Source organism: Acidimicrobiales bacterium (genome assembly GCA_040219515.1).
In the GTDB taxonomy this organism is placed as follows: domain Bacteria; phylum Actinomycetota; class Acidimicrobiia; order Acidimicrobiales; family Aldehydirespiratoraceae; genus JAJRXC01.
Genome location: JAVJSI010000015.1, coordinates 1 through 12,457 on the forward strand (window position 1 = coordinate 1; position 12,457 = coordinate 12,457).

At 65.8% G+C, this 12,457-nt stretch carries 19 protein-coding genes and 2 pseudogenes; 16 read left to right on the top strand and 5 right to left on the bottom strand.

Annotated features, from left to right (window positions below):
* From RIB98_15470 to RIB98_15480, 3 genes are all read right to left on the bottom strand, one after another.
* On the bottom strand, positions 1 to 213 hold a 213-nt coding region (locus RIB98_15470), incomplete at its 3' end, for an S-layer homology domain-containing protein (GenBank protein MEQ8842384.1).
* A 137-nt stretch (positions 214 to 350) separates the two neighbouring features.
* Positions 351 to 956, bottom strand: a complete 606-nt coding sequence (locus RIB98_15475; GenBank protein ID MEQ8842385.1) for an EAL domain-containing protein — start codon at positions 954 to 956, stop codon at positions 351 to 353.
* Positions 957 to 1,011: 55 nt separating this feature from the next.
* The gene (locus RIB98_15480) at positions 1,012 to 1,257 is read right to left on the bottom strand and encodes a diguanylate cyclase (GenBank protein ID MEQ8842386.1); all 246 of its coding nucleotides are present in this window, start codon (positions 1,255 to 1,257) and stop codon (positions 1,012 to 1,014) included.
* A gap of 44 nt (positions 1,258 to 1,301) precedes the next feature.
* Between RIB98_15480 and RIB98_15485 the strand changes: the two genes are divergently transcribed.
* Complete coding sequence (locus RIB98_15485; GenBank protein MEQ8842387.1) at positions 1,302 to 1,838, top strand: hypothetical protein; 537 nt, start codon at positions 1,302 to 1,304, stop codon at positions 1,836 to 1,838.
* Between the two features lie 408 nt (positions 1,839 to 2,246).
* On the opposite strand, the gene RIB98_15490 is transcribed toward RIB98_15485, so the two are convergent.
* On the bottom strand, positions 2,247 to 2,981 hold the full coding sequence (locus tag RIB98_15490) for an S-layer homology domain-containing protein (GenBank protein MEQ8842388.1): 735 nt from the start codon (positions 2,979 to 2,981) through the stop codon (positions 2,247 to 2,249).
* Positions 2,982 to 3,140: 159 nt separating this feature from the next.
* On the opposite strand from RIB98_15490, the gene RIB98_15495 reads away from it, so the two are divergent.
* Both RIB98_15495 and RIB98_15500 read left to right on the top strand, forming a co-directional pair.
* A complete protein-coding gene (locus RIB98_15495) occupies positions 3,141 to 3,425 on the top strand; it encodes a hypothetical protein (protein MEQ8842389.1) in 285 nt (94 codons plus the stop codon).
* A 139-nt stretch (positions 3,426 to 3,564) separates the two neighbouring features.
* Positions 3,565 to 4,251 (top strand): response regulator transcription factor, encoded by a 687-nt coding sequence (locus RIB98_15500; GenBank protein MEQ8842390.1) that lies wholly within the window; start codon positions 3,565 to 3,567, stop codon positions 4,249 to 4,251.
* A gap of 42 nt (positions 4,252 to 4,293) precedes the next feature.
* Here the strand turns inward: RIB98_15500 and RIB98_15505 are convergent, their stop codons facing one another.
* Positions 4,294 to 5,448, bottom strand: a complete 1,155-nt coding sequence (locus tag RIB98_15505; GenBank protein MEQ8842391.1) for an AI-2E family transporter — start codon at positions 5,446 to 5,448, stop codon at positions 4,294 to 4,296.
* A 296-nt stretch (positions 5,449 to 5,744) separates the two neighbouring features.
* On the opposite strand from RIB98_15505, the gene rplC reads away from it, so the two are divergent.
* From rplC to rplE, 13 genes and pseudogenes are all read left to right on the top strand, one after another.
* Entirely contained in the window at positions 5,745 to 6,383 is a 639-nt protein-coding gene (gene rplC, locus RIB98_15510) for a 50S ribosomal protein L3 (protein ID MEQ8842392.1), read from the top strand.
* A 1-nt stretch (position 6,384) separates the two neighbouring features.
* Positions 6,385 to 7,032 (top strand): 50S ribosomal protein L4, encoded by a 648-nt coding sequence (gene rplD, locus RIB98_15515; GenBank protein ID MEQ8842393.1) that lies wholly within the window; start codon positions 6,385 to 6,387, stop codon positions 7,030 to 7,032.
* A 1-nt stretch (position 7,033) separates the two neighbouring features.
* Complete coding sequence (gene rplW / locus RIB98_15520) at positions 7,034 to 7,324, top strand: 50S ribosomal protein L23 (protein MEQ8842394.1); 291 nt, start codon at positions 7,034 to 7,036, stop codon at positions 7,322 to 7,324.
* Between the two features lie 10 nt (positions 7,325 to 7,334).
* Positions 7,335 to 8,171, top strand: coding sequence for a 50S ribosomal protein L2 (rplB, locus tag RIB98_15525; protein ID MEQ8842395.1), 837 nt, complete (start codon positions 7,335 to 7,337; stop codon positions 8,169 to 8,171).
* A 5-nt stretch (positions 8,172 to 8,176) separates the two neighbouring features.
* Positions 8,177 to 8,455 carry a 30S ribosomal protein S19 gene (rpsS, locus tag RIB98_15530; GenBank protein MEQ8842396.1) on the top strand — a complete coding sequence of 93 codons (279 nt, stop codon included), beginning with the start codon at positions 8,177 to 8,179 and terminating at the stop codon, positions 8,453 to 8,455.
* Positions 8,455 to 8,805, top strand: a pseudogene (gene rplV / locus RIB98_15535) (50S ribosomal protein L22). The gene rpsS and the pseudogene rplV overlap by 1 nt, the downstream one beginning before the upstream one ends.
* Positions 8,806 to 9,353: 548 nt before the next feature.
* Positions 9,354 to 9,983 (top strand): annotated as a pseudogene (gene rpsC, locus RIB98_15540) (30S ribosomal protein S3).
* Positions 9,984 to 10,278: 295 nt separating this feature from the next.
* Positions 10,279 to 10,695 (top strand): 50S ribosomal protein L16, encoded by a 417-nt coding sequence (gene rplP / locus RIB98_15545; GenBank protein ID MEQ8842397.1) that lies wholly within the window; start codon positions 10,279 to 10,281, stop codon positions 10,693 to 10,695.
* Entirely contained in the window at positions 10,696 to 10,932 is a 237-nt protein-coding gene (gene rpmC / locus RIB98_15550; GenBank protein MEQ8842398.1) for a 50S ribosomal protein L29, read from the top strand.
* Positions 10,925 to 11,206 (top strand): 30S ribosomal protein S17, encoded by a 282-nt coding sequence (rpsQ, locus tag RIB98_15555; GenBank protein ID MEQ8842399.1) that lies wholly within the window; start codon positions 10,925 to 10,927, stop codon positions 11,204 to 11,206. The genes rpmC and rpsQ overlap by 8 nt, the downstream gene beginning before the upstream one ends.
* The gene (rplN, locus tag RIB98_15560) at positions 11,203 to 11,571 is read left to right on the top strand and encodes a 50S ribosomal protein L14 (protein ID MEQ8842400.1); all 369 of its coding nucleotides are present in this window, start codon (positions 11,203 to 11,205) and stop codon (positions 11,569 to 11,571) included. The genes rpsQ and rplN overlap by 4 nt, the downstream gene beginning before the upstream one ends.
* Positions 11,572 to 11,582: 11 nt before the next feature.
* Entirely contained in the window at positions 11,583 to 11,891 is a 309-nt protein-coding gene (gene rplX / locus RIB98_15565) for a 50S ribosomal protein L24 (GenBank protein MEQ8842401.1), read from the top strand.
* Positions 11,891 to 12,457, top strand: coding sequence for a 50S ribosomal protein L5 (gene rplE / locus RIB98_15570; GenBank protein ID MEQ8842402.1), 567 nt, complete (start codon positions 11,891 to 11,893; stop codon positions 12,455 to 12,457). Before rplX ends, rplE begins: the two co-directional genes overlap by 1 nt.

The window sequence follows — 12,457 nt, forward strand, 5'->3', positions numbered from 1 at the left end:
TTCGCCGCGGGTGACGTTGTCCTCGGGGGCGAAGCTGGTGGCGGTCTTGCCGGTGGTGATGTCGTTGTTGAAGGCCCAGTCGACGGGGCCGGCGTAGAACTTTTCGGCGGGGACGTCGGTGAAGCTGTTGGCCGCGAAGGCGGTGGCGGGAACGAGGAGTGCGACGACGACGACGGCGATTGCCGCTTTCGTCTTGGTCAGGGTGATGGTCATATGGGGCCTCTCTACGGGAATGGAGTGCCGCACGCGGCGCACCACCCTCGCACAACGGGGACGACCACCTGCCGACCGTCAGTCGAGGAACTCCTCGAGGGGCACCGGTCGCCCGATGTGGTACCCCTGGGCCAGGCTCACCACCGGGGGGCGCCGTCCACTTCCTCGGTGAGGATGTTCTGTACGAACGATCCGTCGATCTTCAGGAAGTCGACGTCGAGGTTCTTCAGGTAGGCGAACGACGCGAGACCGCTGCCGAAGTCGTCGAGCGCGAACCGGCAGCCGCGAGCCCGCAGCGACGAGATGAAGCTGTCGGCGTAGCCGCCATTGGTGATCGCCGCCGTCTCGGTGATCTCGAAGCACACACGCCCCGGGTCGATGTCGCTGGCATCGAGCAGTTCGCTGACCTCCTGGAGAAACGTCGATCGGCCGAGCGACACGCCCGACAGGTTGATCGCACACGTCGTGATGGCCGGCGCGCGGCGAAGGGCCTCGAGCGTGTGCATCACGACCCAGAGGTCGAGTCGATGGGCCAGACCGAACCGCTCCGCGGCGGGCAGGAACTCGTCCGGGGTCAGCACGGCGCCGTCGTCGGGAGCATTCATCCGGACGAGAATCTCAACGTGTGATGGACGCCAGGCGTGGCCCACCCGCACGATCGGTCGGGCATGGAGGCAGAACTCGTCGTGGTCGAGTGCTTTGGTGACGAGCGAGACCGCGTCGACCTCGCCACGATGACGCACGGTTTCCGCGTCGGTCGGATTGAAGACGACGCACCGGTTCCGACCCTGGTGCTTGTTAGCAGGCGCTGTCGGCGGCGGCGAGCACGCGGTCGACCGAGCCGCTCTCCGACGAGACGGGCACGACGCCGATACTGGCACCGACTGCGAAGACTCGATCGTCCCACTCGAAGGGCCAATCGGCGAGTGCCTCGAGGACAGTGTGGAGGAGCCGCTTGGCGTCGTCGACGCGAGCGCCGTACATGACGATGCCGAACTCGTCGCCACCGAGGCGGGCGAACACGTCGGTCTGGCGGATGTGGATCGGAGCAGTCCGCTCACCTGACGGAGCAGATCATCGCCCGCAACATGACCACAAGTGTCGTTGACCACCTTGAACTGGTCGAGATCGAGGAAGCACAGCACGTGGTGGGAATCGAGCGGGTCGCCGGCGATCGGCCAGATCAGTTGGTCGAGACGACGCGAGAACTCCCGGCGATTGAGGAGGCCGGTGAGCTCGTCCTGTGTCGCTTGGCAGGTGAGCTGGTTGGCCAGAGTGCAGGCGTTGCTGATGTCGGATCCCGAGCCGCGCCAGCCGACGATCGTTCCCGTGTCGTCGCGGACCGGCTTGCCGCTCACGGAGACGGTGCGGACCGATCCTCGATCGTCGGACACGAGTTCGATCTGGGTGAAGCGCTCGCCGTCGACCTCCCAGAAGAACTCCGCTGCCGTCTCGGCGAGATCGCGGAAGCGGGTCTCGCTCTCTTGCGCGCGCTGGAGCGCGTCGATGCGATCAGTGATGTCCTCGGTGAGTCCCATGAGACGGATCACCTGGGCGGACTCGTTGCGCACCGGCACGAAGCCGGAGGCGAGATGGCGCAACTTGGCCGTCGAGCTCGACGGTGAACTCGAACGTCGACGCCTTCCCACGGAATCGGGCGTCGTCGCAGGAGGGCGGAGATCCGCTCCAGGTCGTGGTCGGCGATGAACTCGAGATATTGCCGATCGACGACGTTCTCGATCTCCATGCCCAGGATGCCCAGCCCGCGGGTTGGATCGACGTCAGTCGACCATCGAGAATCGATCTCGTGGATGCAGATGGGCGCGTGAGCGATCAGCGTCGCGTAGTCGCGGCGTTCCGTCACGTCGTCGGCCGTCGGAGGGTGATCTGCCTGTTCCACGACGATCCTGTCGGCCGGCCGACATTGATCGTGGGCGATCCACGGTTGTCCGGGCCCAGCTCGCAGCCGTCGAAACGCGTGACAGCCCCGAGCCACGAGCCCGGGGCTGTCACGGTCGATACGGCGGGTGTGATCAGTCGACTGCGAGAACGACGAGCGACGCGCTCTCGACGAACGTGCCCGAGCCGAGGCCCTCGTTGCATTCCACGATAACGGTGTGGGTCCCGGCTGCGACCGGGAACGCCTGGGACAGGGTCACCACTGCAGCGTTGTCCAGGGTGTTGGCATCGAGGCTCACCGACTGCCGAAGTCCGTCCGTGCCGTCGACGTCGATGTTGCAGTTCATGTTGTCGTCGTTGCCGCCATCTCCGTCTGCTTCGATCGCTGCGGAAACGAGCAGCGTTGCCGGTCCTGCCGTGGCGATGTCGGTATTCACCGCTGTCTGATTGCCGGTGGTGAGGGTCAGGCTCGCGTTCCGTTCGGCGGATGCGACCGTGGTCGCGGGAATGTCGGCGGTATCGGCCTTGTCGGCCAGAAGCGCATCTACTTCCGCTTGGGTGTAGGTCTGGGCCGTCAGGTTGTCGATGTCGGCTTGGAGGGCGGTGTCGGCCGGTTCGACGATGTTGTCGTTGTAGCGCTTGAGGAAGGTGACGCTCTCGCCGCGGGTGACGTTGTCCTCGGGGGCGAAGCTGGTGGGGCTCTTGCCGGTGGTGATGTCGTTGTCGAAGGCCCATTCGACGGGGCCCGCGTAGAACTTGTCGTCGGGGACGTCGTCGAACACGTGTGTCGCGTAGGCGGTCGCGGGCACGAGCAGTGCGGCGACGACGATGGCGAGCGCAACCTTCGTCTTGGTAAAGGTGATGGTCATGTGGGCCTCTCTTCGGGAATGGAGCGTCGAGGGTCTCGACGGTGCGCACACAACTCGTCGACGCGCCGCCATGGCTCGACTACACCAGGTTTCCACACTCCATCGCCGCCAGACGCGAATCCCGCGAAAGAAACGCCGTCGGCTCCCGGACCGTTCGGGGTGATCCTCTTCGCTCTGACCACCGCGATCGCGCTGGTCATGGGCGAGAACCCGGCGGGCGGACCCGATGCCGGCCGGTTCGACGTGGTCGGCGAGGCGCCGACGACCACGACGACAGCGGCTGCGCCACCGCCGCGGTCGGAGTGGACCGGCTCGCTCTCGTTTCCCCGGGGCACCTTCCTGACGGTCACCTTCGTCGAGGTCACTGCGACGGTCTCGGACGCAGCCGGGAACACTGCCAACAGCCCTACGAGGGTCCAGCTGGAAGTCATCCCCTGTCTCTAAGCAGAGGTCGCCGTGCGCCATTCGGCCCAGGCAGTCCCGGGACGAGTGTCACGCCTCCGGCTGGGCCATTGAACGCTTCGGCGGTGACTGTCGACGTATGAGGGTCAAGGCCGAGGACAGCCACTCCCGATGAAGCGACATGACCATCCGGGTGTTTCTCATCGACGATCATGAGCTCGTGCGGGAAGGCCTTCGATCGGTGCTCGAGCGCGAGGTCGACATCGAGGTGGTCGGTGAAGCGGGAACGGCCAAAGAGGCCATCGATCGGGTCGCGGCCTGCCGGCCCGACGTGGCGCTGGTGGACCTGATGCTGCCCGACGGCGACGGCCTGGACGTGTGTCGCTGGATCAAGAAACGACTCCCCGAGACCGGCTGTCTGGTCCTCACCTCCTACTGCAACGATGACGTGTTGCTGTCGGCGATCCGGGCCGAGGCTTCCGGCTTTCTCCTGAAGCGCACGCCGGGCACCGAACTGGTGCGGTCGATCCGGCTCGTCGCCAACGGCGGATCGCTGATCGACCCCACCGTCACCGGCCGGCTCCTCGATCGTCTGCGGGTGGGCCGGGGCGGAGGCGACGCGGCGTTGCTCGACGCGCTGAGTCCGCAGGAACGGCGTCTTCTCGATCACCTGGCCGAAGGTCTCACCAACCGACAGGTCGCCGAGCGGATGAACCTGGCCGAGAAGACCGTCAAGAACTACGTGTCGAACCTGCTGCGCAAGCTCAAGATGAGCAGCCGCACCGAGGCGGCCGTCTTCGTGACGACGGTCAACGCCCAGCTGGCGACCCGGGCTCGTCGGCACGACGGCGCCGTGTCGCACTCGTAACGTCGTTCACCGCTGTCGTCCGGCGTGCCGACCGGTGGCTGGTCAACGTGACCCCGGCCTGCGCCAGCGCCCTCGACGGGCGGAGGTGCCGGACAGGGTTTCGGCGGCCACCTCGTGATGCTGGCGATAGCCGGAGATGAACGCCTGGGCCGTGGCCGTGAAGGGCAGCGCCAGCAGCGCGCCGACCACGCCGAGCAGGGCCGCACCCGCCAGCACCGCGCCGAACGCGACGGCGACGTGGATCTCCATCGTGTGCGCAGTCACCCGCGGGGCGAAGATGTAGTTCTCGACCTGTTGGTAGACCACGATGACGATCAGCACTGCGAGGCCCTTCCTGGGGTCCTCGAGCAAGCCGATGAGGACGGGCAGCGCGCCGGCGATGTAGGTGCCGATCACGGGAATGAACTGTGAGATCACGCCGACCCACAGCGCCAGCGGTAGCGGAAACGGGAGATCGATGATCTCGAAGGCGAACCAGTGGACGCCGGCCGACAGCAACGCCAGGATGCCGCGCGAGTAGATGTAGCCGCCGGTCTTGCGGATGGCGAGGTCCCATACGTCGAGCACCATTGCCTGGCGATCGGGTTCGAGGAAGGAGCAGACCGTCCGCCGCAGCTTCGGGCCCTCTGCCACCAGATAGAAGGTGAAGAGGGCGATGGTGAACGCTTGGAACACGATGTTCAGCAGGGTCGTGCCCAGGTTGACGATGTCATCGGCAAAGGTGGTGGCGAGGTCGGCGGCCCGGCCGTCGTCCACGAACTCCTGCTGGAGCTGATCGAGATCGATGTCACTGTCGATGTGCGTCTGGAGCCAGGATTCGGCGTCCTCGATCAGTTCTGGAGCGTCGTCGATGAAATCGTTGATCTGTGACGCGAGTGCCGTACCGATCGCCGCCGAGAAGCCGGCGACGAGGATCAGCAGGAAGACATACACGATCCACACGCCGAGCCCGCGTCGAATGCCTCGATGTTCCATGCGGTTGACCGCCGGCTCGATGGCGAAGCTGATGAAGAGCGAGATGAGCGCGACGATCAGGAGCGATCGCAGCGATCGCACCATGCCGGTGCCCACGTAGACGGCGATCCACCCGAGCCAGAACAGGGCGATGGCCTTGACGATCCACCTCGGCACGCTGGTGGCGGCCATCCAGGTGTCGGTGGCGCGGGTTTCGCCGTCGCCGGGCGCGTCGGTGGTCATCAGCTGCGGACGCTACCGTTTACCCCAGAAAGAGCCGGGGATGCCGGTTGGTACACGAGACCGGTACCGATAGCATTGCGTCCTTGTGCGGTGAGACGTCCTTCGGGGCGGCAGCACCGATCACTTCGCACTACAGAATCGACGTCGGCGCAGGCCTCCGGGAACCACGCCGCAAAACCGAATGAACGCTCCGCCGGGTCTGCCCGAGCGGAGCGTTCGCGTGAACGCTTGCGATTCACGCCAACGAGACCGCGTGAACGCTTGCGATTCACGCCACGAGACCACAGGAAGCAATCATGGCCACCAAGGCGATCATCGGCGAGAAGGTCGGTATGACGCAGGTCTGGGACGAGGAGAACCGCGTCGTCCCGGTCACCGTGTTGCGCGTGTCCGCGTGCCGTGTCGTGCAGGTCAAGACGCCCGAGCACGACGGCTACAGCGCCATCCAGGTCACGCTCGGCGTGAAGGATGCGGGAAAGCTCACCCGGCCCGAGGCCGGCCACTTCGAAAAGGCCGGCGTCGATGCCGGCCGCAAGCTCGTCGAGCTCCGTCTCGACGACGTTTCGGAGTTCACCGTCGGCCAGGAGATCGCCGTGGACCTGCTCGAGCAGGGCCAGCGTGTCGACGTCACGGCCGTCTCCAAGGGCAAGGGCTTCGCCGGCGCGATGAAGCGTCACGGCTTCGGCGGTGCGCCCGCTTCGCACGGTGCCCACAAGAACCATCGCAAGCCCGGGGCTGTCGGCCAGTGCGCCACCCCCTCCCGTGTGTTCAAGGGCAAGAAGATGCCTGGCCGCATGGGCAACAACAAGGTCACCACGCTCAACCTCGAGGTCGTCAAGAGCGACCCCGAGGCGGAAGTGCTGCTGGTGCGGGGCTCGGTTCCCGGCCCCCGCGGCGCCACCGTGGTCATCCGCGACGCAGTGAAGGGCTCCTGACATGGCATCCATCGCGATCAAGAGCCAGTCCGGCACCGACGCCGGCTCGGCCGAACTCTCCGACGAGGTCTTCGGGATCGAACCGAACATCCCCGTCATGCACCAGGTCGTCACGGCGCAGCTCGCGGCGAAGCGCCAGGGCACGCACTCCACCAAGACCCGTTCCGAGGTTCGTGGTGGCGGCGCCAAGCCGTGGCGTCAGAAGGGCACCGGTCGTGCCCGTGCCGGCTCGTCCAACTCGCCGATCTGGCGTGGTGGCGGCATCGCCCACGGCCCCAAGCCGCGCGACTACAGCCAGAAGACCCCCAAGAAGATGATCCGTCTCGCCCTGCGCAGTGCCCTGTCCGATCGGGCCAGCGACGGCAACGTGATCGTGGTCGACGCCTGGAACTTCGACACGCCCAAGACCAAGACCGCACTCGAGGCCCTCTCGGCCATCGGCGCCGAGGGCAAGGTCCTCCTGGTGCTCGGCGACGGCGACGAGATGGCGTACAGGAGCTTCCGCAACCTCACCAACGTGCACTGCCTGCACGCCGGCGAGCTCAACACCTACGACGTGCTGGAAAGCGACGTCGTGGTGTTCACCAAGGAGACCCTCCCGGGTGCGGCTCCGGCCGAGCAGGCCGTTTCCGCCGAAGGAGGCGAGTGACATGAAGGACCATCGCGACGTCATCATCCGTCCCGTCGTCTCCGAGAAGTCCTACGGGCTCCTCGACACCAACGTGTACACGTTCGTGGTCGCCCCGGGCGCCTCGAAGCCCGAGATCCGCGACGCCGTGGAGTCGATCTTCGAGGTCTCGGTGCTCAAGGTGAACACGCTCAACCGCAAGGGCAAGCGCAAGCGCAACCGCCGCACCGGAGGCTTCGGCACGAAGACCGGGCAGAAGCGGGCCCTCGTCACCCTCGCCGAGGGTGACTCGATCGATCTCTTCGAGGCCTGAGGTAACTGACATGGCCATTCGCAAGCGCAAGCCGACAAGTCCGGGACGGCGTTTCCAGACGTCGTCGGACTTTTCCGAAATCACCGAGACCAGCCCCGAGCGCAGCCTCGTCAAGGGTGAGTCCAAGACCGGTGGACGCAACAACCACGGTCGCAAGACCAGTCGCCATCGCGGCGGCGGTCACAAGCAGAAGTACCGCGTCATCGACTTCGATCGCACCAAGGACGGCGTGCCCGCCACCGTGGCGACGATCGAGTACGACCCCAACCGCACCTGCAACATCGCCCTGCTGCACTACCACGACGGCGAGAAGCGCTACATCCTCGCTCCCCGCGACCTGTACGTGGGCGACAAGGTCATGTCCGGTCAGGGCGCCGAGATCCGTCCGGGCAACAGCCTGCCGCTGCGCTACGTGCCCGTGGGCACCACGGTGCACAATGTCGAACTCAAGGCCGGTGCCGGCGCCAAGCTGGCCCGCTCGGCCGGCGTGTCGGTCCAGCTGGTCGCCAAGGAGGGCGATTTCGCCACCCTGCGTCTGCCCAGCACCGAGATGCGCCGTGTGCCCATCGACTGCCGGGCCACGATCGGCGAGGTCGGCAACCGTCAGCACGAGCTCGTCAAGATCGGCAAGGCCGGCCGCAACCGCTGGAAGGGCAAGCGCCCGCAGACTCGCGGCGTCGCCATGAACCCGGTCGACCATCCCCATGGCGGTGGTGAAGGCAAGACCTCTGGTGGACGCCATCCCGTGTCCCCGTGGGGCCAGCCCGAGGGCCGGACCCGCAAGAGCAACCAAGAATCCGACAAGCTGATCGTGCGCCGTCGCCGGACGCGCGGTTCGCGGAGGTAATCACAATGCCGCGCAGCCTCAAAAAGGGCCCATTCGTCGACGATCACCTGCTCAAGAAGGTGGACGTGCTCAACGAATCGGGAGAGAAGAAGGTCATCAAGACCTGGTCTCGTCGCTCCACCATCATCCCCGACATGATCGGCCACACCCTGGCCGTCCACGACGGTCGCAAGCACGTCCCGGTCTACGTGACCGAGTCGATGGTCGGCCACAAGCTCGGTGAGTTCGCCCCCACCCGCACCTTCAAGTTCCACGCGGGCCAGGAACGGGGAGCTCGCCGCTGATGACCGGGACGAAGACCAACGAGCGTCCGGGAACCCGGGCCAAGGTGTCGCACGTTCGTGCGTCGGCCTACAAGGCCCGCGAGATCCTCGACCTGATCCGGGGCAAGTCCTACGCCGAAGCCTCGGAGATCCTCGCGTTCTCCGAGCGGGGCATCAGCGCCGACATCGCCAAGGTGCTCGACTCGGCCGTGGCCAACGCCGAGCACAACGACGGCCAGCTCGCCGAAGAGCTGTTCGTCTCGGCCTGCTACGCCGACGAGGGTCCCACACTCAAGCGCTGGCGTCCCCGTGCCCGTGGCCGCGCCACCCGCATTCGCAAGCGCACCTGCCACATCACGGTGATCGTGTCGCGCTACTCCGACGAGAAGCTCGAGCAGCTCCGCGACAAGGAGGCCAGCGCCGGTCGGTCGACCACGACCAACGCCGCCGAGGCCCGACGTCGTCGTGTCGAGCAGAGCCGGGAGCGTGAAGAGGCCCGCGAGGCCGAACACGACCACGATCACGATCACGATGATCACGATCACGACGACCATGATCACGAGGCATCGACCGAAGAGAAGGCCGCCGAAGTGGTTGCCGCAACCGAAGCAGCGATGTCGTCGCCGGCCGGCGACGACGACTACGACGCCGAGACGGCCGACTCTGATGACGACCAGTCGCCCTTCGGCCCCTTGAGTCACGCGCCGCTCGACGATCCCAACGAGGCGCCCGACGGCTACCCGATCAAGGGCAACGCCGACTCCATGAAGTACCACCAGGCCGACGGGCGCTGGTTCGAACAGACCGTCGCCGAAGTGTGGTTCGCCACGACCGACGCCGCCGAAGCCGCCGGTTTCACCGAGGCCGGCGCAGGTAACGCAGATCCGGCGGATGCCGGCGAAAGCAAAGAGGATTCCTGATGGGACAGAAGGTCAACCCCTACGGGTTCCGCCTCGGCGTCACCACGGAATGGAAGAGCCGCTGGTTCGCCGACCGTGAGGACTACGCCGACTACGTCATCGAAGACTGGAAGATCCGCGACTTCCTCATGACCGAGCTGCCGCATGCGGCGATCAGTCGTGTCGAGGTCGAGCGCACCCGCGATCGTCTGCGGGTCGACGTCCACACCGCGCGTCCGGGCATCGTCATCGGTCGCCGTGGCTCCGAGGCCGATCGCCTCCGCGCCGGTCTCACCGCGATCACCGGCAACGCCAAGGTGCAGCTCAACATCCAGGAGATCAAGCAGCCCGAACTCGACGCTGCCCTGATCGCCCAGGGTGTCGCCGATCAGCTCGCCGGCCGCGTCGCGTTCCGTCGTGCCATGAAGCGCGCCGTGCAGAACGCCCAGAAGGCCGGCGCCCTCGGGATCCGGGTCCAGTGCTCGGGCCGCCTCGGCGGTTCGGAAATGGCTCGTACCGAGTGGTACCGCGAAGGTCGAGTGCCGCTGCACACGCTGCGCGCCGATGTCGACTACGGCTTCCGCGAGGCGAAGACCACCTACGGGCGCATCGGCGTCAAGGTGTGGCTCTACAAGGGCGACATCCTCCCTTACAAGACCACCAACGACGACAAGGCCACCCTCGAGGCGGCCATGGCGGCCGGCGAGACCTCTGGTCAGGCCAAGCCCCGCAAGGTCGTCTCCTCCGCTGCTGCCCGTAAGCGGGTTGCCACTCCCGAAACCGACACCGAGGCCGATGCCGAGGTCGAGGAAGAGCCGGCACCGCTGATCAAGGAAGCCGATCCCGAGTTCGAGAAGCTCCTCGACGAGGAAGATGCGATCGAAGCATCGACCCGTGAGCAGAGCGAGACCCCGCACTTCCGGGCGAACGACTGAGGTTGCCGACATGTTGATGCCAAAGAAGGTCAAACACCGCAAGCAGCACCGTGGACGTACCCGCGGGATGTCCAAGGGCGCCACCGAGGTCACCTATGGCGACTACGGCATCCAGGCCCTCGAGCCCGGATGGATCACTGCTCGTCAGATCGAAGCCGGTCGTATCGCCATGACCCGCCACATCAAGCGTGGTGGCAAGGTGTGGATCAACGTCTTCCCCGACAAGCCCGTCACCCAGAAGCCGGCCGAGACCCGCATGGGTTCGGGCAAGGGCAACCCCGAACACTGGGTCGCCGTGGTCAAGCCGGGTCGGATTCTCTTCGAGCTCTCGTACCACGAGGAAGACATCGCTCGCGAGGCCATCGACCGCGCGATCCAGAAGCTGCCGATCAAGGCCCGCTTCGTGAGCCGTGAGGAGGGCTTTTAGATGGCGAAGGCAAAGGCGCTCGCCGATCTCGGTGACACCGACCTGCTCGAGCAGTTGGCCGATCACAAGGAGTCGCTGTTCAACCTGCGATTCCAGTTCGCCACCGGCCAGCTCGACGACTCCGCGGCCATGAAGGCCGTGAAGAAAGACATCGCCCGTGTGCTCACCGAGCTCCGGGCCCGCGAGATCGCCGATGCCGAGGCGATCGCCGCAACCGAGGAGGCCACCAGTGGCTGAGGCAACCCCTGACACCGGAGTTCGCGAGAACGCCCGCAAGGTCCGCGAGGGTCTCGTGGTGTCGAACGCGATGGACAAGACCGCCGTCGTCGAGACCGTCGACCGCGTTCGTCACCGCCGCTACGCCAAGACCGTGCAGCGCAACAAGAAGCTGCACGTCCACGACGAGGAGAACACCCTCAACGTCGGCGACCGCGTGCGCGTACAGGAGACCCGACCGCTGTCGAAGAACAAGCGCTGGCGTCTCGTGGAAGTCCTGGAGCGTGCCAAGTGATCCAGCAGGAATCCCGCTTGCGGGTGGCCGACAACTCGGGCGCCAAGGAGGTCTTGTGCATCAAGGTCCTCGGTGGCTCGAAGCGTCGTTATGCCTCGATCGGTGACGTCTTCGTCGCCACGGTCAAGGACGCCATCCCGGGCGCGCAGGTCAAGAAGGGCGACGTCGTCAAGTGCGTCGTCGTCCGCGTGAAGAAGGAAAAGCGTCGTCCGGACGGGAGCTACATCCGGTTCGACGAGAACGCGGCCGTGCTGATCAACGATCAGCGTCAGCCCCGTGGTACCCGCATCTTCGGTCCGGTGGGTCGTGAACTGCGTGACAAGCAGTTCATGCGCATCGTGTCGTTGGCGCCGGAGGTTCTCTGAAAATGGCAGGCATGAAGATTCGCAAGGGCGATCGCGTCGTCGTCTTGTCCGGCAAGGACAAGGGCGTCGAGGGCATCGTCGAGCGTTCCATTCCCGAGAAGGGCAAGGTCATCGTCGAAGGCGTCAACGTCGCGAAGAAGCACCAGGCCCCGACTCGCCAGGACCAACAGGGCGGCATCATCGACAAGGCGATGCCGCTCGACGTCTCCAACGTCGCGGTGGTCAGCCCCCAGGACGGCAAGGCCACCCGCGTGGGCTTCAAGATCCTCGACGACGGCACCAAGGTCCGCGTCTGCAAGCGCACCGGGGCGGAACTCTGATGAGCACCACCACCTACATCCCGCGCCTTCGCACCAAGTACAACGAGGAGATCCGACCGGCCCTGAGGGACCAGCTCGAGCTCCCCAACGTGATGATGGTGCCGAGGGTCGAGAAGATCGTCCTCAACATGGGCGTCGGCGAAGCCGTCGCCTCGGCCAAGCTGCTCGAAGGGGCACTGGCCGACATGGAGACGATCGCCGGCCAGAAGCCCGTCATCACCCGGGCCAAGAAGAGCCTCGCGAGCTTCAAGCTCCGTGAGGACCAGGCCATTGGCTGCAAGGTCACCCTTCGGGGCGACCGCATGTACGAATTCCTGGATCGCCTCATCTCGTTGGCGATCCCGCGAATCAGAGATTTCCGAGGGCTCTCGCCGAAGTCGTTCGACGGCAACGGCAACTACACCTTCGGTGTGACCGAACAACTCATGTTCCCCGAGATCGACTACGACAAGGTCGACACCACCCGGGGAATGGACATCACGATCGTCACGACGGCGACGACGAACGACCACGGTCGAGCACTGCTCGCCGCGTTCGCCTTCCCGTTCCGACGCGAGGGGCAGTGA

Coding starts and splice junctions, on each gene's coding strand:
- rplX (MEQ8842401.1), top strand. CDS start 11,583: ATGAAGATTCGCAAGGGCGATCGCGTCGTCGTCTTGTCCGGCAAGGAC.
- RIB98_15500 (MEQ8842390.1), top strand. CDS start 3,565: ATGACCATCCGGGTGTTTCTCATCGACGATCATGAGCTCGTGCGGGAA.
- rplB (MEQ8842395.1), top strand. CDS start 7,335: ATGGCCATTCGCAAGCGCAAGCCGACAAGTCCGGGACGGCGTTTCCAG.
- rplD (MEQ8842393.1), top strand. CDS start 6,385: ATGGCATCCATCGCGATCAAGAGCCAGTCCGGCACCGACGCCGGCTCG.
- RIB98_15490 (MEQ8842388.1), bottom strand. CDS start 2,981: ATGACCATCACCTTTACCAAGACGAAGGTTGCGCTCGCCATCGTCGTC.
- rplE (MEQ8842402.1), top strand. CDS start 11,891: ATGAGCACCACCACCTACATCCCGCGCCTTCGCACCAAGTACAACGAG.
- RIB98_15485 (MEQ8842387.1), top strand. CDS start 1,302: ATGACCACAAGTGTCGTTGACCACCTTGAACTGGTCGAGATCGAGGAA.
- rplP (MEQ8842397.1), top strand. CDS start 10,279: ATGTTGATGCCAAAGAAGGTCAAACACCGCAAGCAGCACCGTGGACGT.
- rpmC (MEQ8842398.1), top strand. CDS start 10,696: ATGGCGAAGGCAAAGGCGCTCGCCGATCTCGGTGACACCGACCTGCTC.
- RIB98_15505 (MEQ8842391.1), bottom strand. CDS start 5,448: ATGACCACCGACGCGCCCGGCGACGGCGAAACCCGCGCCACCGACACC.
- rplC (MEQ8842392.1), top strand. CDS start 5,745: ATGGCCACCAAGGCGATCATCGGCGAGAAGGTCGGTATGACGCAGGTC.
- rplW (MEQ8842394.1), top strand. CDS start 7,034: ATGAAGGACCATCGCGACGTCATCATCCGTCCCGTCGTCTCCGAGAAG.
- rpsS (MEQ8842396.1), top strand. CDS start 8,177: ATGCCGCGCAGCCTCAAAAAGGGCCCATTCGTCGACGATCACCTGCTC.